General features: G+C 71.1%; 19 protein-coding genes. 10 read left to right on the forward strand and 9 right to left on the reverse strand.

Annotation, left to right across the window (positions count from 1 at the left end; translation table 11 throughout):
- Window positions 1–301 precede the first annotated feature (301 nt).
- Genes modA through ACIGQF_RS08195 form a run of 3 tightly spaced genes read left to right on the forward strand, consistent with a single transcriptional unit; the run spans window position 302 to window position 3,053 of the window.
- Window positions 302–1,114, forward strand: coding sequence for a molybdate ABC transporter substrate-binding protein (gene modA / locus ACIGQF_RS08185; protein ID WP_399707058.1), 813 nt, complete (start codon window positions 302–304; stop codon window positions 1,112–1,114).
- Window positions 1,111–1,959 carry a molybdate ABC transporter permease subunit gene (gene modB, locus ACIGQF_RS08190; RefSeq protein ID WP_399707060.1) on the forward strand — a complete coding sequence of 283 codons (849 nt, stop codon included), beginning with the start codon at window positions 1,111–1,113 and terminating at the stop codon, window positions 1,957–1,959. Before modA ends, modB begins: the two co-directional genes overlap by 4 nt.
- Window positions 1,956–3,053 carry an ABC transporter ATP-binding protein gene (locus tag ACIGQF_RS08195; RefSeq protein ID WP_399707063.1) on the forward strand — a complete coding sequence of 366 codons (1,098 nt, stop codon included), beginning with the start codon at window positions 1,956–1,958 and terminating at the stop codon, window positions 3,051–3,053. Before modB ends, ACIGQF_RS08195 begins: the two co-directional genes overlap by 4 nt.
- A gap of 271 nt (window positions 3,054–3,324) precedes the next feature.
- On the opposite strand, the gene ACIGQF_RS08200 is transcribed toward ACIGQF_RS08195, so the two are convergent.
- Complete coding sequence (locus tag ACIGQF_RS08200) at window positions 3,325–3,825, reverse strand: peptidylprolyl isomerase (protein ID WP_399707065.1); 501 nt, start codon at window positions 3,823–3,825, stop codon at window positions 3,325–3,327.
- A 180-nt stretch (window positions 3,826–4,005) separates the two neighbouring features.
- On the opposite strand from ACIGQF_RS08200, the gene ACIGQF_RS08205 reads away from it, so the two are divergent.
- Together ACIGQF_RS08205 and ACIGQF_RS08210 are read left to right on the forward strand one after the other, a co-directional pair.
- On the forward strand, window positions 4,006–4,437 hold the full coding sequence (locus ACIGQF_RS08205) for a hypothetical protein (RefSeq protein ID WP_399707067.1): 432 nt from the start codon (window positions 4,006–4,008) through the stop codon (window positions 4,435–4,437).
- 153 nt (window positions 4,438–4,590) lie between these two features.
- Window positions 4,591–5,571 carry an alpha/beta fold hydrolase gene (locus ACIGQF_RS08210; protein ID WP_399707069.1) on the forward strand — a complete coding sequence of 327 codons (981 nt, stop codon included), beginning with the start codon at window positions 4,591–4,593 and terminating at the stop codon, window positions 5,569–5,571.
- 88 nt (window positions 5,572–5,659) lie between these two features.
- Here the strand turns inward: ACIGQF_RS08210 and ACIGQF_RS08215 are convergent, their stop codons facing one another.
- Window positions 5,660–6,133: a carboxymuconolactone decarboxylase family protein gene (locus ACIGQF_RS08215; protein ID WP_399707071.1), complete on the reverse strand. Its 474-nt coding sequence runs from the start codon at window positions 6,131–6,133 to the stop codon at window positions 5,660–5,662.
- 236 nt (window positions 6,134–6,369) lie between these two features.
- On the opposite strand from ACIGQF_RS08215, the gene ACIGQF_RS08220 reads away from it, so the two are divergent.
- The 3 genes from ACIGQF_RS08220 (at window position 6,370) to ACIGQF_RS08230 (ending at window position 9,933) form a co-directional block, all read left to right on the forward strand.
- A complete protein-coding gene (locus ACIGQF_RS08220) occupies window positions 6,370–7,581 on the forward strand; it encodes an FAD-dependent monooxygenase (protein WP_399707073.1) in 1,212 nt (403 codons plus the stop codon).
- Window positions 7,582–7,693: 112 nt separating this feature from the next.
- On the forward strand, window positions 7,694–9,235 hold the full coding sequence (locus ACIGQF_RS08225; RefSeq protein WP_399707075.1) for an FAD-dependent oxidoreductase: 1,542 nt from the start codon (window positions 7,694–7,696) through the stop codon (window positions 9,233–9,235).
- A 224-nt stretch (window positions 9,236–9,459) separates the two neighbouring features.
- Window positions 9,460–9,933 carry a carboxymuconolactone decarboxylase family protein gene (locus ACIGQF_RS08230; RefSeq protein WP_399707077.1) on the forward strand — a complete coding sequence of 158 codons (474 nt, stop codon included), beginning with the start codon at window positions 9,460–9,462 and terminating at the stop codon, window positions 9,931–9,933.
- Window positions 9,934–10,052: 119 nt separating this feature from the next.
- Here the strand turns inward: ACIGQF_RS08230 and ACIGQF_RS08235 are convergent, their stop codons facing one another.
- The gene (locus ACIGQF_RS08235; RefSeq protein ID WP_399707080.1) at window positions 10,053–10,826 is read right to left on the reverse strand and encodes a TetR/AcrR family transcriptional regulator; all 774 of its coding nucleotides are present in this window, start codon (window positions 10,824–10,826) and stop codon (window positions 10,053–10,055) included.
- 89 nt (window positions 10,827–10,915) lie between these two features.
- Between ACIGQF_RS08235 and ACIGQF_RS08240 the strand changes: the two genes are divergently transcribed.
- Window positions 10,916–12,577 (forward strand): CocE/NonD family hydrolase, encoded by a 1,662-nt coding sequence (locus ACIGQF_RS08240; protein WP_399707082.1) that lies wholly within the window; start codon window positions 10,916–10,918, stop codon window positions 12,575–12,577.
- A gap of 6 nt (window positions 12,578–12,583) precedes the next feature.
- Here ACIGQF_RS08240 and ACIGQF_RS08245 read toward each other — a convergent pair whose 3' ends face one another.
- The 3 genes from ACIGQF_RS08245 to ACIGQF_RS08255 all read right to left on the reverse strand — a co-directional run bounded on the left by ACIGQF_RS08245 (window position 12,584) and on the right by ACIGQF_RS08255 (window position 14,638).
- Complete coding sequence (locus ACIGQF_RS08245; RefSeq protein WP_361554174.1) at window positions 12,584–12,868, reverse strand: hypothetical protein; 285 nt, start codon at window positions 12,866–12,868, stop codon at window positions 12,584–12,586.
- A 282-nt stretch (window positions 12,869–13,150) separates the two neighbouring features.
- A complete protein-coding gene (locus tag ACIGQF_RS08250) occupies window positions 13,151–13,879 on the reverse strand; it encodes a GAF and ANTAR domain-containing protein (RefSeq protein WP_399707084.1) in 729 nt (242 codons plus the stop codon).
- Between the two features lie 3 nt (window positions 13,880–13,882).
- On the reverse strand, window positions 13,883–14,638 hold the full coding sequence (locus tag ACIGQF_RS08255; RefSeq protein ID WP_399707086.1) for a hypothetical protein: 756 nt from the start codon (window positions 14,636–14,638) through the stop codon (window positions 13,883–13,885).
- A 317-nt stretch (window positions 14,639–14,955) separates the two neighbouring features.
- Here ACIGQF_RS08255 and ACIGQF_RS08260 point away from each other — a divergent pair, with 317 nt between their 5' ends.
- On the forward strand, window positions 14,956–15,714 hold the full coding sequence (locus ACIGQF_RS08260) for a DUF6071 family protein (protein WP_399707088.1): 759 nt from the start codon (window positions 14,956–14,958) through the stop codon (window positions 15,712–15,714).
- Here the strand turns inward: ACIGQF_RS08260 and ACIGQF_RS08265 are convergent.
- From ACIGQF_RS08265 to ACIGQF_RS08275, 3 genes are read right to left on the reverse strand one after another with little or no spacing between them, the layout of a single operon-like run.
- A complete protein-coding gene (locus ACIGQF_RS08265) occupies window positions 15,629–16,666 on the reverse strand; it encodes an endo-1,4-beta-xylanase (RefSeq protein ID WP_399707090.1) in 1,038 nt (345 codons plus the stop codon). The genes ACIGQF_RS08260 and ACIGQF_RS08265 overlap by 86 nt on opposite strands.
- Complete coding sequence (locus ACIGQF_RS08270; protein ID WP_399707092.1) at window positions 16,663–17,670, reverse strand: NAD-dependent epimerase/dehydratase family protein; 1,008 nt, start codon at window positions 17,668–17,670, stop codon at window positions 16,663–16,665. Before ACIGQF_RS08270 ends, ACIGQF_RS08265 begins: the two co-directional genes overlap by 4 nt.
- Complete coding sequence (locus ACIGQF_RS08275; RefSeq protein WP_399707094.1) at window positions 17,667–19,028, reverse strand: glycosyltransferase; 1,362 nt, start codon at window positions 19,026–19,028, stop codon at window positions 17,667–17,669. Before ACIGQF_RS08275 ends, ACIGQF_RS08270 begins: the two co-directional genes overlap by 4 nt.
- Window positions 19,029–19,059 lie beyond the last annotated feature (31 nt).

The raw sequence follows: 19,059 nt of genomic DNA on the forward strand, positions 1-19,059 counted from the left end.
ACACGGGCAGTCGTAGCGTGCCATGGCCGGGTGACGTGGACCTGGGGGCAAGGCACGCCGGTCAGCGGCGGATGCGCCCGTGGCCGGCCGACACGTACAAACGCACATGCCATGCCATCTGCGAGAACTCACGGCTCATGCGAAGTGACAGGAGACTTTTACCTCGCATCTGCGACAGTATGATCAGTGCGCCGGCGCCGTTCCGGTGGTTGCCGTAAGAGTCGACCCACGTGGCCGTCGACAGACCGTAAGTCGATAGACCGTAATGAGTCCGTTCAGGACCTGAGGGAGTGGACCCGTGATGACCCGTTCCGCGCGCCGGACCCGCCGGATGCTGCAGGTGACCGGTGTGGGCGCCGCCGCCCTGCTGGCCCTGGGTGCCTGCTCGTCCTCCGGCTCGGACTCCGCCAAGAAGTCGGACTCCTCCTCGGGCAAGCTGTCCGGTGAGGTGACGGTCTTCGCCGCCGCGTCGCTGAAGGAGAGCTTCACGACGCTGAAGAAGGAGTTCGAGAAGGAGCACCCGGGGACGAAGGTCTCCTTCAGCTTCGGCGGCAGTGACAGCCTCGCGGCGGGCATCACCAGCGGTGCCCCGGCGGACGTGTTCGCCGCTGCCAGCCCCAAGACGATGAAGACCGTGACGGACAAGGGTGACGCGGCCGGCAAGCCGGCCACCTTCGTACGCAACCAGCTGGAGATCGCCACCCTGCCGGGCAACCCCGACAAGGTCTCCTCGCTGAAGGACCTCACCAAGTCCGGGCAGAAGGTCGTCCTGTGCGACAAGACGGTGCCGTGCGGTTCCGCAGCGCAGAAGGCGCTGAACGCCAGCCGCCTCGAGCTCACCCCCGTCTCCTACGAGGAGGACGTCAAGTCCGCCCTGAACAAGGTCGTACTCAAGGAGGCCGACGCCGCGGTCGTCTACAAGACCGATGTGAAGGCCGCGGGTGACAAGGTGGAGGGCGTGGAGTTCCCCGAGTCCGTCAAGGCCGTCAACGACTACCCCATCGCTCTGCTCAAGAACTCGAAGAACGCCGAGGCCGCCAAGGCCTTCATCGCGCTCGTACAGTCCGACAAGGGCCAGCAGGTCCTGAACAAGGCCGGGTTCCTGAAGCCGTGACCTCGCTCGACAAGACCGGCGCCGCGGCCGACCCCCGCACGGGTGGGCCGCGGCGCCGCCGCGCCCGCGGGGGTGCCCCGTTCCCCCTCCTCCTGCCCGCACTGATCGGCCTGGCGTTCCTGGCCGTCCCGCTCGTCGCCCTGCTGGTCAGGGCCCCCTGGCGGAGCATGCCGGACCTGCTGACCAGCGCCGAGGTGTGGCAGGCGCTCAGGCTCTCCCTCATCTGCGCGACGGCGGCCACCGCGGTGAGCCTGGTGATCGGCGTACCGCTGGCCTGGCTGCTCGCGCGGGTCGAGTTCCCGGGGCGCGGCTTCGTCCGGGCCCTGGTGACGCTGCCGCTCGTCCTGCCGCCGGTGGTGGGCGGTGTGGCCCTGCTGATGGCCTTCGGCCGCAACGGGATCATGGGGCAGTGGCTGGACTCCGCCTTCGGGATCACCCTGCCGTTCACCACCGCCGGAGTGGTGCTCGCCGAGGCGTTCGTGGCCATGCCGTTCCTGGTCATCAGCGTGGAGGGCACCCTGCGCGCCGCCGACCCGCGCTACGAGGAGGCGGCCACCACGCTCGGCGCCTCCCGCTTCACCGCATTCCGCCGGGTCACCCTGCCGCTCATCGCCCCCGGCATCGCCGCGGGTGCCGTGCTGGCCTGGGCCCGCGCGCTCGGCGAGTTCGGCGCGACGATCACCTTCGCCGGCAACTTCCCCGACCGTACGCAGACCATGCCGCTGGCCGTCTACCTCGCCCTGCAGAACGACCCGGACGCGGCCATCGCGCTCAGCCTGGTCCTGCTGGCCGTGTCGATCGCGGTACTGGCGGGGCTGCGGGACCGCTGGATGACCGCCTCATGACCGACACCCACGACACGTCTGCGGAGAATGCCATCGGCTCCCCCGGGCCGGCCGCCGAGGGGCTGGACGCCCGGCTGGTGGTCGAACGCGGTGCCTTCCGCCTCGATGTGACCCTGACCGCGGCACCCGGTGACGTCGTCGCGCTCCTCGGCCCGAACGGCGCCGGCAAGACGACCGCCCTGCGCGCGCTCGCCGGGCTCGTACCGCTCTCCGAAGGCCATCTCCGCCTGGACGGCGCCGAGTTGGACCGTACTCCCCCGGAATCCCGGCCGGTCGGTGTCGTCTTCCAGGACTACCTGCTCTTCCCCCACCTCAGCGCTCTGGACAACGTGGCCTTCGGACCGCGCTGCCACGGCGCGTCCAAAGCGGAGGCCCGTACCCAGGCCGCCGCCTGGCTGGACCGCATGGGCCTCGCCCAGCACGCCTCCGCCAAACCGCGGCGGCTCTCCGGTGGCCAGGCACAGCGCGTCGCACTGGCCCGCGCGCTGGCCACCCACCCCCGGCTGCTGCTCCTCGACGAGCCGCTCGCCGCCCTCGACGCCCGCACCCGGCTCGATGTCCGCGCCCAGCTCCGCCATCACCTCGCCGACTTCGAAGCGGTCGCCGTGCTCGTCACGCACGATCCGCTGGACGCCATGGTCCTGGCCGACCACCTCGTCGTCGTGGAGGACGGCCGCGTCGTCCAGGAGGGCACCCCCTCCGACATCGCCCGCCACCCGCGCACCGACTACATCGCCCACCTGGTCGGCCTGAACCTCTACCGAGGACAGGCCCAGGGGCACACGGTGCAGGTGGACGGCGGCCCGGAAATCACCACCACCGAGGACCTCACCGGCTCGGTGTGCGTCGCCTTCCCGCCCAGCGCGGTGACCCTGTACCGGGACCGCCCCGCCGGCTCCAGCGCCCGCAATCTCTGGCGCTGCGAGGTGGCCGGCCTGGAGACCCACGGCGACCAGATCCGCGCCGATCTCACCGGCGAGCTGCCTCTGGCGGCAGCCCTGACCACGGCCGCCGCCGTCGAGCTCGACCTGCGCGCCGGCGCCACGGTGTGGGCCACGGTCAAGGCGGCGCAGACCCACGCGTACCCGGCCTGAGAGGACGCCCACGGAGAAGGCGCGGTGGGGGGGGGGGGGGGGGGGGGGGGGGGGGGGCCCCCCGCCGGGGGGGGGGGGCGGGGGGGGGGGGGGGGGGGGGGGGCGGGCGGGGGGGGGGGGGGGCCCGGGGGCGCGGGCGCGCGGCCCCCGGGGGGGGGCCCGGTTACCCGGGCCCCCCCCCCCCCCCCCCCCCGCCGCCCGCCCCCCCCCCGGCGGGGGGGGGGGGGGCGGGGGGCCTGTGGGGGGCCCCCCCGCCACCGGGTGACTGTCTTTAGAGGGTGCCGGACGCCTTGATGGCAACCTGGGCGCTGGTGGCGCCGCTGCGGGAGCCCAGGGCCTCGACCTGCTTGACGATGTCCTGGCCCTCGACGACCTCACCGAAGACGACGTGCTTGCCGTCCAGCCAGTCGGTGATGACGGTCGTGATGAAGAACTGCGAGCCATTGCTGTTGGGGCCCGCGTTGGCCATGCTCAGCAGGAACGGGCGGTCGTGCTTGAGCTGGAAGTTCTCGTCAGCGAACTTCTCGCCGTAGATGCTCTTGCCGCCGGTGCCGTTGTGGTTGGTGAAGTCACCGCCCTGGAGCATGAAAGCGGGGATGACACGGTGGAAGGTCGACCCGGCGTAACCGTAGCCGTTCTCGCCCGTGGCAAGCTCACGGAAGTTCCGCGCGGTCCGCGGCACGACATCATCGAAAAGCTTGAAGACGATCCGGCCGATGGGCTCGTCGTTGACGGTGATGTCGAAGTAGACGTTGGCTCCATTGTCAGCCATAAGTGTGCTCCTTATAGATATCGGAATGAGGCGATCCGGGAGAGCTTAACCTCCCGGCATGCGCCTTTCGCGACGCGCCCGCAACGCCCGGCATGTTCAGGACAAATGACCCGGGATTTGCCGGTGCCCACCGCCCGACCAGCCAGTATCGTGAGCCCACCGAGCCCCAGGAGGGTGAGCATGACAGCACTCAAGAGGCGACTCCTCGTCCTCCTCACGGCCGCCCTGCTGCTGGCCGGCTGCGGCGGGTCCGCCGCGTCGGAGGACTCACCCGCGGCCGAGGACGTGAGCCTCGCCATCACCGGCGGCATCGCCGGGGTCAGCCAAGGCATCGAGGTGCACCCCGACGGCTCAGTCGTCCTCACCGGCCGCAAGGGCGGCCGCGCCGCCCCTGACCTGTCACGCGCCGAGCACAAGAAGCTCGACTCGCTCCTGACCGCCGTCGACTTCGCCGGCCTGCCCGCCCGCAGCATCTCCGCGACCTCAGCGGACCGCTTCGAGTACCGGCTGAAGTACGACGGCCACAGCCTGGTCACCGACCGCAGCACCGACCTGGGCCCCGCCGACGACCTCATCCGCCACCTGGAGACCTGCATGCGGGCGCGCCAGTAGCGATGCCATCGCTGCTGTTTCCCTCGCTGTTGCCGAATCGGCAAGAACGCTCGATCGGGCAGTGGGGGCTCCCGCAGGATCGGTGACGAGCCGGCGGCATCGGCACGGGAGCCGGCCGGATTCACCGCAGACCCACGGTCCTGGAGGAGATGCATGTCGCAGCACGTCGCAGAGGTCACCCACCGGTCGGTCGCCGCACCAGCGGGCCGGATTCACCTCGCGGAGCAGGGCAGCGGGCCACTGGTGCTGCTCGTGCACGGCTTCCCCGAATGCTGGTACTCCTGGCGCCACCAGCTGCCCGCCCTCGCCGCGGCGGGCTACCGCGCGGTGGCCATCGACGTACGCGGCTACGGCCGCTCCGCCAAGCCGGCCGCGACCGACGCGTACCGGATGGTCGACCTGGTCGCGGACAACGTCGCGGTGGTGCGCGCCCTGGGCGAGGAGTCGGCGGTCGTCATCGGCCACGACTGGGGTGCCACCATCGCCGCGAACTCCGCACTGCTCCACCCGGAGGTCTTCACGGCGGCTGGGCTGCTGAGCGTTCCCTACACCCCGCGCGGCGGGCCCCGCCCCAGCGAGGTCTTCGCCCGGATGGGCGGGGAGGAGGAGTTCTACGTCTCCTACTTCCAGCAGCCCGGCCGTGCCGAGGCCGAGATCGAGCCCGACGTACGCGGCTGGCTCGCCGGCTTCTACGCGGCCCTGTCCGCCGACACCATGCCCGGCCCGGGCGCCCCCGACCCCCACTTCGTCAGCCGGTCCGGGACACTGCGGGACCGCTTCCCCACCGACGTACTGCCCGCCTGGCTCAGCGCGAGCGACCTGGACGTGTATGCCGGTGAGTTCGAGCGCACCGGGCTGACCGGCGCGCTCAACCGCTACCGCAACATGGACCGCGACTGGGAGGACCTCGCCGCCTACGACGGTGCGCCCGTGCGCCAGCCTTCCCTGTTCCTCGGTGGCAGCCTGGACGCCTCCACCACCTGGCTGGCCGACGCGATCGAGGCGTACCCGGTCACACTGCCGGGCCTGGTCGCCTCCCATCTCCTCGACGGCTGCGGCCACTGGATCCAGCAAGAACGCCCGACCGAAGTCAACCGTCTGCTGACCGACTGGCTCGCCGCCCTGCCGGCCTGACACGACCGACACACCTGCCGCGCCTGCGGCTGCCGGGGCCGATCGCTTTCGCGCGGCCGGCCCCGGCTCCCCCGTACGGCGGGTCCGGTCATCCGAACTGGCCGGGCCGGTAGTCGCCGGCCGGCATCTGGAGCATGACGTTGCCGCGGTTGAAGGCATTGATGACGGCGACCACACCCACCAGTGCGGCCAGCTGGTCCTCGTCGTAGTGCTTGGCGGCGTTCGCCCACACCGCGTCCGAGACACCCCCGGCCGCATCGGCGATACGGGTGGCCTCCTCCGCCAGCTCCAGCGCAGCGCGCTCGGCCTCGGTGAACACCGTGGCCTCCCGCCAGGCCGCGACCAGGTTCAGGCGCTCCGCGGACTCCCCGGCGTGCACGGCGTCCTTGAAGTGCATGTCGGTGCAGAAACCGCAGCCGTTGATCTGGCTCGCGCGGAGCTTCACCAGCTCCTGCGTCGAGGCGGGCAGCGTCGACTCCTCCAGGGCCTTGCCCGCGGCGATCAGATGCTTGAAGACCTTGCCCAGGACCGGGCTGGTGAAGGGGTTCAGACGTGCTTCCATGGTGGACTCCCATGCATCGTTCCGACGGTTGCACACCTATGACGGGGCGGCCCGGCCCGTTGTGACATGCCGAGGTGTGACGTGGGCCACTCCCCACTTCCGTCGGCACACACCCGCGCACCGGCCCCACCACACCACCGGACCACGGCGGCCACCACTGGAGAGATCGACCCGCTGCGTTCGCCGCCGCACCGGCTCCCTACCCTTTTGCCGAGCACGAACGAAGGAGCACAGTGGTGGGGACCATCGAAACCCAGGTGGCCATCGTCGGCGCCGGTCCTTCCGGCCTGACCGTGGCGGCGCTGCTGCACGAGCGGGGCGTCGGCTGCGTGGTGATCGACAAGTTCGACCGCGATCAGCTGGTGGCCAGGGCCCGCGCGGGTTTCCTGGAGCGCCGCACCGTGCAGCTCCTGGACCGGCTCGGCTGCTCGAAGCGGCTGCGCACCGAAGGCCTGCCGCACACCGCGTGCGAGTTCCGGTGTGACGGCGAGGTCATCCGGCTGGACTACGCGGACCTGTGCGGCGACACCCCGAGCTTCGTCTACCCGCAGCAGGAAGTGGTGGCCGATCTGCTCGACGGGTACGAGTCGGCGGGCGGAGCCGCCCTGCTGGGCCGTCCGGTCGTCGGCCTCGGCACCGAACGGGAGCTGCCGGTGGTGCGGTGCGCGGACGGCACGGCGGTGCGCGCCGAGGTAGTGGTGGAGGCAGCAGGACAGTACGGTCCCGTGCGGGCCGCACTGCCCGCCGGCGCGTTCACGGAGTACGACGTCCGGCACGGCGTACGACTCCTGGGGGTCCTGGCGCAGACGCCGCCCTTCGCGCCGCACACCGTCTACGGCCAGCACACCGACGGGTTCGCGGGGCAGATGCTGCGGTCGCCGGAGGTGACGCGCCTGTACCTGGAGGTGACGGAGGACGAGAGCCTGGCGGACTGGCCCGAGGAACGCATCTGGCGGGAGCTGGACGACCGGCTGTCGCTGCCGCCCGGGGCGCTGCGGCGGGGGGCGGTGCTGGAGCGGTCCGTCGTGGAGATGCGGACGTGGGTACTGGAGCCCATGCACCTGGGCCGGGTGGCGCTGGTGGGCGACGCGGCGCACATCGTGCCGCCCTCCGGGGGCAAGGGGATGAACCTGGCCATGGCCGACGCCGCCGATCTCGCGTGCGCCCTGAGTCAACACTTCCGTGCGAACGCCGCCGGAAACGCCCCAGGGGACGTCAGCGAGGTGCTGGCGGCCTACTCGCGGCGGCGCCTGGCCGACGTGTGGCAGGTGCAGGAGTTCAGCCACTTCATGCTCCACCTCCAGCACGGCCCGCGGCCCGGTACTCCGGACGCGGGTTACGTCGAAGCGCTGCGGCGGGCCCGGCTGTTCCGGCTGCGGGACGACCCGGCCTACGCACGGGCCTTCCTGGACCGCTACATGGGCCCGGAAATCGACCTGGAACTCTGACGGTGGAATCGGGATATCCCCGCCGATGTTGGCGCAGGCTACTGGGGCAGGCCATCGGCCGGCCCGCTGGGGGCCGAGCACGATGCTGACGTGACGAGGGGCAGGCGGGCGTATGGCGGACGACATGGGTGTGGCGGATGCGGCGAACCAGCCACGGGAGGAAGCCGGTTCGGGTCCGGGTTCGGGGCTGTCCTCGCGTCATGCGGTGGTGATCGGGGGCGGTCTGGCGGGCCTGCTGTCCGCTCATGTCCTTGCAAGCCACGCGGAGCAGGTCACCCTGATCGAGCGCGACCGCTTCCCGAAGCAGGAGCGGGCACAGGAGCGGGACGAGGAACAGGCGGAGGGCCGCCCCGGTGTGCCGCAGGGCCGGCACCCGCACATCCTCCTGGAGAGCGGTCAGCAGGCGATGGACAGCCTCCTGCCCGGCTTCACCGAGCAGTTGGAGGCCGCGGGATCGCCTCGGGTGGGGCTGCCCGCGGACATGGTCCAGTGGCAGGAACGCTGGTTCGCGCGGCTGCCCGCCACCCAGTCCATCTTCACCGGGTCGCGTGCCCAGTTGGAGCAGTTGGTGCGGGAGCGGGTGTTCGCCGGCCCCGCGATCCGGGTGGTCGACGGCGCCGACGTCGTCGGGCTGGCGGGCGATGCCGAGCGTGTCCGGGGCGTGAAGCTGCGCGAGCGCGACCACGGCACTCGGCGCGAACTGGCCGCTGACCTGGTCGTGGACGCCTCCGGGCGCGGCTCGCACGCCGACCGCTGGCTGACGGAGATCGGGGCCGAGCCGCCCCATGAGGAACGACTGGACACCGGACTCGCGTACGCCTCCCGCCTCTACCGCGACACCCGCGGCGAACTCACACGCAACGGGACGGAGTCGGGGTCGAGGTCGGGCCAGGAGAGCGGGCGGCGCACCGATGCGCTCGCCTATTACGTGTTCCCCACCCCGACGCACCCCAATGGCGGTGGCATTCTGCCCGTAGAGGGCGGACGCCACCTCGCCATCCTCTTCGGACTGCGTGGCGACGAACCACCCACCGATGAAAAGGAGTTCACGCAGTACGCCGCGACGCGACTGCCGCACCCCTTCATTCACGACTGGCTGACGAACTCCGAACCGCTCTCTCCCGTCCACGGCTTCCGGAAAACCGCCAATGTCCGGCGCCGATACGACCGCCCGGGCCGTCGTCCCGCCGGGTTCCTGGCCGTCGGGGACGCGCTGTGCACCTTCAACCCGATCTACGGGCAGGGCATGGCCGTTGCTGCCATGACCGCCGTGGCCCTGCGCGACGCCCTGACGGGCCCCCGCCGCACACCCACGACCCTGCGCGTCCAGCGAGCGCTCCTGGATGCCTCGCGGCAGGCGTGGGAGATCTCGGCCGGCGCCGACAAGACGATGCCGGGTGCGGTCGGTGACGAGGCCATGACCCGTACGCCGTTGTCGCAGCGCCCCGCGAACTGGTACCTCAAGCGAGTTCAGGAGCACTACGCCACCGAACCCACGGTCGCGGCGGCCTTCCGCTCCGTACTCGATCTGACGGCCCCCTTCACCGCACTGTTCGCACCGAAGGTCGCCCGCGCGGTGCTCCTGCGCCCGGCCCCTCCGGCACCGGTGGACCCGCCCCTGCACCGGCCTTCGCGAGAGGGGGACGGCGAGTGAGTGGCGCCGTCGCGCCGGGCAAAGCACCCGATCCCGATAAGTTGCCCGCATGGCTTCTGTGCTTGTCGTGGGTTACGACCCTGATGCGATAGCTGGTGTCGACGGGCCGGCTCTGAGCGGGGCCGCCATGTAGCCACGGCACCGCGCATGTCACAGTTCGCCGGGCTGTCTCGTCCAAGAGGATGTACCGCTTGCACCGACACCCACACAGGAGTGAGTGCACCATGGAAGCTCGGTTGAACCTCATGGCCCACCCGGTCTCGGCCAAGGTCATGAAGCACCTCATCGCCGCGGGCCAGTCGCTCATGGAGACGACACTGCCGGCCGCGACACGCCAATTGGTGATGCTCCGCGCCAGCCAGATCAACGGCTGCGCCGGATGCATCGACATGCACACCAAGGAAGCCGTCGCGGCCGGGGAGACCGCGGTACGCCTCAACCTGGTAGCCGCGTGGCGCGAGGCCACGGTCTTCACCGAGGCCGAGCGCGCCGCGCTGGAGCTGACGGAGCAGGGAACCCGCATTGCCGATGCCTCGGGTGGCGTCAGCGATGCGGTCTGGGCGAACGCCGCCAAGCACTACGACGAGGACCAGCTCGCCGCCCTGGTGGCCCAGATCGCCGTCATCAACGCCTTCAACCGCGGAAACGTCATCACTCAGCAGCCGGCCGGCGACTACCAGGTGGGCCAGTACCACTGAGGGCGCCTGCTGGGCCTACTGACTCGCGCCGTGGCACGCCGCCCGGCGCAGCGGGGCGAAGCCGCTGTGGTTCCCCGGCCGGGGCAGGTCGACCCGCCTCGGGTGTCCCGGCCGTGGGGTCAGCCGGCGCCGAGACCGTCGATGAGGCGGTTGAGGAAGCGGGTGAAGGTGGCTTCGGGGGTGAGAGGGCGTGCGGGGGTGGCGAGCGCTTCGGCGAGTTCCGGATGGTGGCCGTCGGCGGCGACGGTGGCGAGGTAGCGGGCTTCGGCGGCACTCCGGTCCGGCGAGTTCGCGGCTGTGGCCTGGGCGATTTCGTGGCTGACGTGCCCGGACACGAAGGCGGTGAGCTGGGCGAACGCCTCCATCCTGGCCGCACCGTCGAGCCCGGTGGGCCGTAGGGCGGCGAGAACGCGCTCCAGGAAAGCCAGGCTGTTGGGGCCGAGGGTACGGCGGGTGGTCAGGGCGGCGGGCAGCCAGGGGTGCCGCAGCATGAGGGCGCGCTGAAGGTGGGCGATGTTCTTCAGGTCGGCTCGCCAGTCACCGGTGGGCGCTTCCGCATGCGGCGATCCGCCGGCCGGTGTGTCCGTGCTGGCCAATTCGCCGCTGACGTGGTCGACCATGAGCTCCAGCAGGGTCTCCTTGTCGGGGGCGTAGCTGTAGAGCGACATGACGCCGGCTCCGACCTTGGCGGCGACCCGCCGCATGGTGACCGCGTCGAGTCCCTCCGCATCCGCCAGGGCGACGGCCGCCTCCATGATCTTTTCGCGGCTGAAGGAGGGCTTGCGGCCCCTGCGGTGCTCGGAGGAGCGCAGCCAGAGTTGCTGCGGATCGACACCTGCGGCGCTGCGTTCTCCGTCCTGGGGCACGGTCTCGCGCTCCTTTCCCCTGGTCATTGCAGCTGGTCGTTGCGGCGGCACTTGCGAAGGACATCCAAGCATCCTCTATTCTCGTACACTGTACGGAATAATGGAGGAGGGGAACGATGTCAGCACGCAAGCCCGCCGCCGCGGCCAGATCGCCCTGGACGCCGCCTGCCACGAAGCCGCCGCTGTCCGCACGGATGATGCGGGCGACCTGGCGAGGGCTCCCGGCGAAACGGCACGAGGTGGGTTGGGAGCCGGGGCTGGCGGTGCCGTCCGCCGAGGGCGGCCCGCTCCTCACCGACCACTACTTCCCGCGTACCGAGGGCGACTTCCCCACCCTCCTGGTCCGCTCGCCCTACGGACGGGGCCTGCCGTGGTCTCCGCTGTACGGCCTGCTCTTCGCCGAACAGGGCTTCCACGTGGTCCTGCAGAGCTGCCGCGGTACCGGTGGCTCGGCAGGGGCGTTCGACCTCTGGCGCAACGAGGCCGCCGACGGCCGGGCGACGGTGGCCTGGCTCCGCGAGCAGCCCTGGTTCAACGGGAGCCTGGGCACGGTGGGCGCCAGCTATCTGGGTCATGTGCAGTGGGCCCTCGCCCTGGATCCGCCGCCGGAGCTGAAGGCGATGGTCGTACAGGTGGGGCTGCACGATCCGCATGCCTTTTTCCACGGCGGGGGCGTCCTCCACCTGGAGAACGCGCTCGTCTCCGGCGTCGGCATGACCTACCAGCACCACGGCACACGGACCTTCCTCAAGGCACTGCTGCGCCTACGGCGCCGGGTGCGCGAGATGGCCACCGCACGGCCGCCGTACGAGCCGTACACCTCCGGCCTGGGAGCCGAAACGGCCTGGCTGGAGGAGGCGTTGACCCGCTCGGACGCCGACGACACGTTCTGGCGGGGTACGTCCGTCGGCGAGGCGGCGGAGCGGCTACGCGTGCCCACCGGCCTGATCACCGGGTGGTACGACGCGCTGGCCGACCAGACTTTCGAGCAGTACGGCCGGCTGCGTGCGGCCGGCTGCGAGACCGCTCTGCTCGTCGGCCCCTGGACACATACGTCCGCGTTCCAGCAGGGCCTGCCCGTGGTGTTCGGCGAGAGCCTCGCCTGGCTTCGTGCGCACCTCGAAGGCGACTCCTCCGGCCTGCGCCCGACGCGGGTGCGCGTACGTGCCGGCGGCGAAGACGTCTGGCGGGACCTCGACGACTGGCCGTCCGACCCGGCCACCGCCTCCTGGCACCCCACCGCCGACGGGCGTCTCGTGCAGCAGGCGACTACGGGCTCCGCACCACTGGCGTCGTTCCGCTACGACCCGGCCGATCCCACTCCGTCCCTCGGCGGTCCGCTGCTCTCCCGCACCGCCGGCCCTCGCGACAACAGCACCCTGGAGACCCGGGACGACATCCTGACCTTCACCACTCCCCCGCTGACAAAAGCCGTCGACATCCTCGGCCCGGTCACCGCGCGGCTGACCGTCTCCACCGACACCGGACACCCCCACATTTTCGCCCGCCTGTGCGACGTGGACCCGCAAGGACGCTCCATCAACCTCTGCGACGGGGTGGGGCTCCTTCCGGCAGAGGCCCGGGAGTCCGCGCAGGTCAGCGTGGAGATGGGCGCCACGGCACATCGCTTCGCCGTCGGCCACCGCATCAACTGGCAGATCAGCGGCGGCGCCCACCCGCGCCATGTTTCAGCGGACGCCACCGCGCAGGCACCGGTCCGCATCACGCTCCTCACCGGCTCGGAGCTGTTGCTGCCCTACGAGGCCGGGGCCACCTGACAGCGCTCACGTCGTAGGAACGGTAGCCCCGCCTCCCGCGCGCGCCGCCTCGACGGCCGCCTGGTGGAGCTCCCGGGACTCGGCCTCCGAGGAGCAGTGGGCGGGTCCGCCGGCCATCGTGAACCAGTCCGAGGCCCCGGAGTACTGCACCGCGACCAGCGCGAGACCGTCATCGGCGGACCAGGTGGTGTGCACGGTGACGTCGCCGGTGACGGCACCGTTTTCCACCGTGGCGACACCACCCGGTCCGGCGATCACCCCGGTCGTTGTCCACGAGCTCCACTCCGTCACTGCTCTCCTCGTCGTCCGGGCGCACCGCTCCGCCACCGGAAAGTGTCACCTTCTTGATAGCCGCAATGAGCCTCGGAACGACGAGGGCGCGCAGCTCAGCACCCGACTGGCGGAGCCATGGCGGGGAGGGCGCCGTCACTCGCGCTGCCCGTGGAGAAGCCGCTGTCTTGTCGCGCGTCCCCGTCCGGACGGCTCGCCCTCGCCGACGTCGCCCGCGCCGCCCTCGTCCGGTATCTCCCGGACGGCCCCGGGCAGCGTTCGTGAACGGTCGCCCGGGCGGTTTCAGGCGTCGGTGAGGTTTCTACGGGGTCGCAGGCCCCTGTCGATCACGTCGGCGGCGACGTCGGTCAGGGGCCGGCGGCTGCTGCGGGCGTGGCGGCGGATGGCTTCGAATGCTTCAGGTATCGAGCAGTGCAGATGGACGCTGAGGACGCCCTTGGCCTGCTCGATGAGGACGCGGCTGTGCAGGGCGGCGTACAGCTGGCTGTTGAGGGTGGTCTCCGCCTCGAAACGGTGGCGGTGGACCAGTCCGACGGCAGCCTGGTCGGTGAGCGCCCGCGCCAGGCGCAACTCCTTACCGGCCGGCTCACCGGTGTGGAGGGTGAGCAGCGCCCCCAGCGCACGCTCGCGCAGCCGCAGTGGCAGGGCGGCGGCATGGGTGTAGCCCGCGCTTCGGGCCTCGTACGCGAAGTCGGACTGCGGCCCGGAAACACGGGCCAGGTCCACGGCGAGTACGGTCTCCGCGGTGTGGTGAGCGCGAGTCATCGGGCTGTCGGTGGCGGCGGTGACCAGGAGGTCCGCCGCGTGCGGCGGTACAGGGGTCCAGGCGCACGGGTGCAGATAGTCGTCGCTGGGGCGGGTGAGGAACAGGACGGCGCTGGCGATGTCGAGGAGCTCTACGCACCGGTCGGTCAGCGTCTGGAAGAACTCGACCACGTCGAAGTCGTCGGACAACGTGTCAGAGAGCAGGATGAAGGTCTCCGCCAATCGTTGTTCACGGTCAGTGCTCACTTCTTACTCCGGTGAGGACGCTTCGGGATTCGTTTTGCCGCCCTCCGGGCCGCCGCTGTGGGCGGCGAGCCGCAGCTCGTGGTGGATCACGGCGTGGGCGATGTCGTTGATGTCGCGGTTCGCGGCGAACGCCTCGGCCCGCAGCCGGGCCAGGGCGGCAGGCATGGAGATGTCCAGCAGGGTGGCGACCATGCCGGTGGCCTGGTGCACTTCGGCCCGGTGCAGGGCCATGAGTCCGGCCGGGCCCGGCCGGGTGTCCGCCACGCCGGGCTCGGGATGGCTCAGGTGCAGACGGAGGACGAACTCGGTCAGGGCGTCGCAGAGGATCAGTGCGTCATCGACGAGCTCCCGACTGATCATGCCCGGTGTGGCGCGGTAGCCGGTGAAAGCGCCCACCCGTAACGCACCCAGACGCAGGGGGAAAGCGAACACGGCACGTACCGGGAGGCCGGAGATGGCCGGCAAGAAGGCCGCCCACCGTTCATCGGACGTCTCCCGGACATCGGCCAGCAGGCACATCGCTCCCTCGCGCGCCGCGTCGAGCCCCGGCCCCTCCCCCAGCGTGAACTGGGTGTTCTCCAGCTGCTCGCTGACCTCGTCGCTGAACCACACCAGCTCCGCGCTGTCGGCGACCAGTGTCGCGGCCACTCCGTCCAGCTCCAGAGCCTCGGCCGCCTGCCCCGCCCACTGCGGCGCAAGAGTGTCCTCGTCGCTGTGTGCCAGCGCTTCCACCAACCTGCAGATGACGACACCGATCACGACGCAGGGACCCTTCGCCAGTCCTACGCTGCCTGCCAGTAGGATGCGAAAACCACGAGGGAAGACACAACGGTGGCGTCGCATCAATTGCGAACAAAACGGCTCCGGGTCGATCAGCGAAAAGACGGCACGGGCCGACGCCACTCCTTGACGCGATTTCGCGGTGGCGTCCTGTCACACCTCGTCCGCTCACCCCACTCCGTGACACCATCTGCGGCAGCGGAACTCACCTCTTCGCTACGGGCGCTGCGTTGACGCGCATGCGCACCGGCGCGGCCGACCGCCCCACGTCTGTCTGACCTTCCCGGGAGGATGCCGTGATCCGCCTCATCGTCGCCAACGGCGACAGCTACACCCAGGGCGTGGGCCTGGACGACCCGTCACGCGAGACATGGCCCGGGGTCCTCGCCGGAATGCTCGGCACCGACCATGTCAACCTCGCCCGGTTCGCGTCGCCGAACCGGCGTACCGTCCGGAGCACGGTGCACCGGCTCGACGCGCTGCGCACCGAGCGGGGACTGACTCCGCCCGAGGTGCTGGCCATCATCGCCTGGACGGAATTCCGCCGTCACGACTACTACTCGCCGACGGAACGTGTGGACCACCGCGACCATGCGACCGACCGGGGCTGGCACCGTATGGGCATGTGGCGCCGCGGGGCGCATCAGCCCACCGACGCCTTCTTCGACCATCTCTGGTCGGAGGAGGGGGCGATCGCGGAATTCCTCCTGGACTGGGTCCTGCTCGACCACTACCTCCGCGAGCGCGGTTACCATCGGCGGTACGTCTTCACGTTCCCCTTCAGCGGCCCGGTTCCGGACATCGCGGCGGAGTTCGCCGGACAGTTGGCGGAGGACACCGTGCTGGGCGGCCTGCCACCGCGGCCCGGCACCTCGTTCCACGAGGCAGTGGAGGGACTCCCCCGCGCCGACGACGGGCACCCGCTGGCCGAAGGACACGCGTGGTTCGCCCGGCAGCTCGCCGCCTGGCTCACGGCGACGCCGCCGGATACGCAGCCGGAGCACCGGCTCTTCCCCGTATCGGCAGCGCACGGACCTGGCGACCGCACGCTGTGATCACCGCTGCTCCCAGTGCTCGGGCCATGGCCTCGCGAGCGGGCTTGGGGCGGTAGGCGTCGTCGTACAGGGTGGGGGTCCCGTAGGGGCTGTGGCTGCCTTGCGGCACCCAGGATTCCGCGTCGCCGATGCCCCAGACGGTGAGGCCGGTGCAGGCCGGCACGGCGAGGCATTCCTCTACGACGGCTCGGTAGGTAGCGGCCTGTGCCGCCAGCTTCGCCGGGGTGACCGGCGGCAGCATACGCACACCGAGTTCGGTGACGGCGACCTCCAGGCCGAGTTGGGCGAAGCGGTTGAGCGTGCGAGCCAGGCCGGGCACCTCCTGCCCCAGGAGCAGATGGCATTGGAAGCCGACGCCGTGCAGGGGGACGCCCCGGTTGAGGAGTGAGGCGGCGAGGTCGTGCAGGCCCTTGGCCTTGGAGCCTTCCTCCAAGGCGTTGAACTCGTTGATGTAGAGCCGGGCTTCGGGGTCCGCTGCGTGCGCCCAGGTCAGGGCGTGGGCGATGTAGTCGGGTCCGAGCGCCTCGTGCCAGAGGGTACGGCGCGCAGAGCCGTCGTCCTCGATGGGTTCGTTGACGACGTCCCACGCGGTGGCGGTACCGGCGTAGCGTCGGGTGAGAGTGGTGACGTGCGTACGGAGGAGGGCGGCGAGTTCGGCCGGTGTGAAGTGACCCTCGGTGAGCCACTGCGGCAACTGATCGTGCCAGACCAGAGGGTGGCCGCGCAGCTTCTGGCCGTGCTGTGCGGCGAAGCGGGCGATGGCATCGGCCCCGTCCCAGGTACGGGTGTGCCGCTCCCGCTCCACGTGGTCCCACTTCATGGCGTTCTCGGGTGTGACGCTGCTGAACTCCGTCGCCGCGAGCTCCCGGTAGCGCGGTACGGCGAGGCCCCGCTCGGTGAGGGCGGCGCCGAGGCTGAGGCCGTGCCGGGCAGCAAGGTCGCGAAGGGTCAAGGCAGGGCCGACGCCGACGCTGCCGTGGATCCTGACTCGGATCCGGACGCTGATGCCGATATCGATGCTGCCGAACGGAACCAGGAGATGGTGCGGAGCAGCCCCGCCGTCAGGCCGGTGGTCGGCTTCCAGCCGAGTTCTTGCCGAGCCCGGGTGATGTCGGGGCGGCGCAGCGACGGGTCGTCCTGAGGGCGTTCGGTGAAGACGACCGGTGAGGCGGAGCGCGTCATCCGGATCACCCGGGTGGCGAGGTCGAGCATGGAGATCTCGTACGGATTACCGAGGTTGACCGGGCCGGGAGTCACCGCGGCGGACAGCAGCAGGAGTCCCTCGACCAGGTCGTCGACATAGCAGAGCGAACGGGTCTGCAGGCCGTCGCCCGCGACGGTGACCGGGTCCCCGCGCAGCGCCTGGGTGACGAAGGCGGGCACGGCGCGGCCGTCGGCGGATCGCATGCGCGGCCCGTAGGTGTTGAAGATGCGGGCGATGCCGGTGCTGGTTCCGCAGGTGCGGCGGTGGGCCTCCGTCAGCGCCTCCGCGAAGCGTTTGGCCTCGTCGTAGACGCTGCGCGGGCCGATGGGGTTGACGTTGCCCCAGTACGTCTCGGACTGCGGGTGGACGAGCGGATCGCCGTAGACCTCGGATGTCGATGCGAGAACGAAACGGGCGGACTTTTCCCGCGCGAGGCACAGGAGGTTGTCCGTACCGGTCGAGCCGGTCGCGAGGGTGGCGAGCGGATGGCGGAGGTAGTCGAGGGGGGAGGCGGGTGAGGCGAGGTGGAAGACCACGTCGACGGCCCCGGCAAGGCCGGTGCTGTGAGTGATGTCGTGCCGCTGGAAACGGAACGGGCCGCGCTCCTCCAGCCCGGAGATGTTGCGCAGGTCGCCGGTGAGGAGGCTGTCGAGGCAGATGACCTCGTGTCCCCCATCGAGCAGATGCCGGCACAGGTGGGAGCCCACGAAGCCGGCCCCGCCGGCGACGACCACCGTACTGCGGCCGCTCATGCCCGGCTCCCGGGAAGCCGCCGCCCCAACAGGTACGCCTCCAGGACGCGGCCTCCTTCCCGAAAGCACTGTCCGGCCCCGCGCAGCACCGCGTCGGCCTCGTCCGTGTCCCGCGGCGCGCCGCCCGGGCAGGCGGCCCAGGCCCGGTGAAGCTCCTCGGCGGTCGGGGCGGGAGTGGCGGCGGGGTACGGGGAGCGCATGAAGGCGGCGAGGTCACGTTCGTACGCCGTGTCGTTGCCGTCGCCGTCACTCTCACCGTCACCGTTGCCGTGTCGGCGAAGGCTCGCGTGGTTCCGCAGGAGGTCGCCGTACCACTCGGGCACCCGGAGCCGCTCGCCCGGGGCGACGCCGAATCGGCGATAGTCGGGCGCCCCGCCCGGCGTGGCACGGGCCGCGGAGGAGGCCAGGGCGTCCTGCGACATCGCCGCCCGCTCCCACCCCGCGGTGAGTTTGTCGTGGTCCACCGTGATCAGAGGGCGGCCCCACTCGTTGCCCAGCTCTTCGAGGTAGCCGATGAGGAAAGAGGCGCCAAGGATGAGGTCGTACGTCGTGAACGCCTCGCGCAGAGCGGGGTCGGACAACTCGCTGAAGCAGCGGTGGATGCTCTCGGGCTCGTCGCACATGGCCGCGTACCAGCGACGTACGCCGCCGAGCGCCGTACCGGGGTGCCGCTTGCGGGTGTACAGGCGGACGTGGGCCCGGCCGTAACGGAGCCACCTTCGGGAGATCTCCTCCACGGCACCGGACAGCCGGTGGGCGACCGGCGGCGCCCCGGCCAGCCACCGTATGGTGCGGCCGGCGGCGCGCAGCCTGATCCCGAAGTCGGCGTCCTCGGCGGCGTTGTTGAAGTGGGCGTCGTCGAAGCGCATGCCGAGCGGGAGCCGGTCGCGCCGCAGGCCGCAGTTGGCCGTCACCACGTACCCGACGCCGCCCGCACCGTCCGGCGGCGCGTCGAAGAGACGCTGGTAGTTCATGTATGCGAGCAACGGGCCCGGCCCTTCGGCTCGGACCGGCGCGGCCACGGCGACCTCTCCGGGAGCAACCAGCGCCGTGGCGAGATCCGTACACCAGGTGGCCGGCAGCCGGCAGTCGTCGTCGGTGAAGAGCACGGTGTCGTGGAGCGCCGCGCTCAGGGCGGCGTTACGTGCGGCGGGCGCGCTGCGCCGGGCCGACCGGACGACGCGTACCTGAGGGGAGCCGAGGTGGGCCAGCGGGTCGGGGGACGGTGGCGTGCCGTTGACCACGACCAGCACTTCGGCATACGGACCGCACGACGTCGCGGCGGCCAGCGCGGACTCGACGGTGGTACGCACCGTGGGGCGTTCGAGGGTGGTCGGGATGGCTACGGTGACGCTCAAGGGTGGCTCCATGGAGGGGGTGGAATTCGGC

The organism is Streptomyces sp. NPDC053560, assembly GCF_044544605.1.
GTDB lineage: Bacteria > Actinomycetota > Actinomycetes > Streptomycetales > Streptomycetaceae > Streptomyces.

What these genes read in the sequence shown, in the direction of transcription:
- ACIGQF_RS08235 (WP_399707080.1), bottom strand. Translation starts at nt 10,826, where the DNA reads ATGACCAGGGGAAAGGAGCGCGAGACCGTGCCCCAGGACGGAGAACGC.
- ACIGQF_RS08240 (WP_399707082.1), top strand. Translation starts at nt 10,916, where the DNA reads ATGTCAGCACGCAAGCCCGCCGCCGCGGCCAGATCGCCCTGGACGCCG.
- modA (WP_399707058.1), top strand. Translation starts at nt 302, where the DNA reads ATGACCCGTTCCGCGCGCCGGACCCGCCGGATGCTGCAGGTGACCGGT.
- ACIGQF_RS08270 (WP_399707092.1), bottom strand. Translation starts at nt 17,670, where the DNA reads ATGAGCGGCCGCAGTACGGTGGTCGTCGCCGGCGGGGCCGGCTTCGTG.
- ACIGQF_RS08210 (WP_399707069.1), top strand. Translation starts at nt 4,591, where the DNA reads ATGTCGCAGCACGTCGCAGAGGTCACCCACCGGTCGGTCGCCGCACCA.
- ACIGQF_RS08225 (WP_399707075.1), top strand. Translation starts at nt 7,694, where the DNA reads ATGGCGGACGACATGGGTGTGGCGGATGCGGCGAACCAGCCACGGGAG.
- ACIGQF_RS08215 (WP_399707071.1), bottom strand. Translation starts at nt 6,133, where the DNA reads ATGGAAGCACGTCTGAACCCCTTCACCAGCCCGGTCCTGGGCAAGGTC.
- ACIGQF_RS08205 (WP_399707067.1), top strand. Translation starts at nt 4,006, where the DNA reads ATGACAGCACTCAAGAGGCGACTCCTCGTCCTCCTCACGGCCGCCCTG.
- ACIGQF_RS08230 (WP_399707077.1), top strand. Translation starts at nt 9,460, where the DNA reads ATGGAAGCTCGGTTGAACCTCATGGCCCACCCGGTCTCGGCCAAGGTC.
- ACIGQF_RS08200 (WP_399707065.1), bottom strand. Translation starts at nt 3,825, where the DNA reads ATGGCTGACAATGGAGCCAACGTCTACTTCGACATCACCGTCAACGAC.
- ACIGQF_RS08195 (WP_399707063.1), top strand. Translation starts at nt 1,956, where the DNA reads ATGACCGACACCCACGACACGTCTGCGGAGAATGCCATCGGCTCCCCC.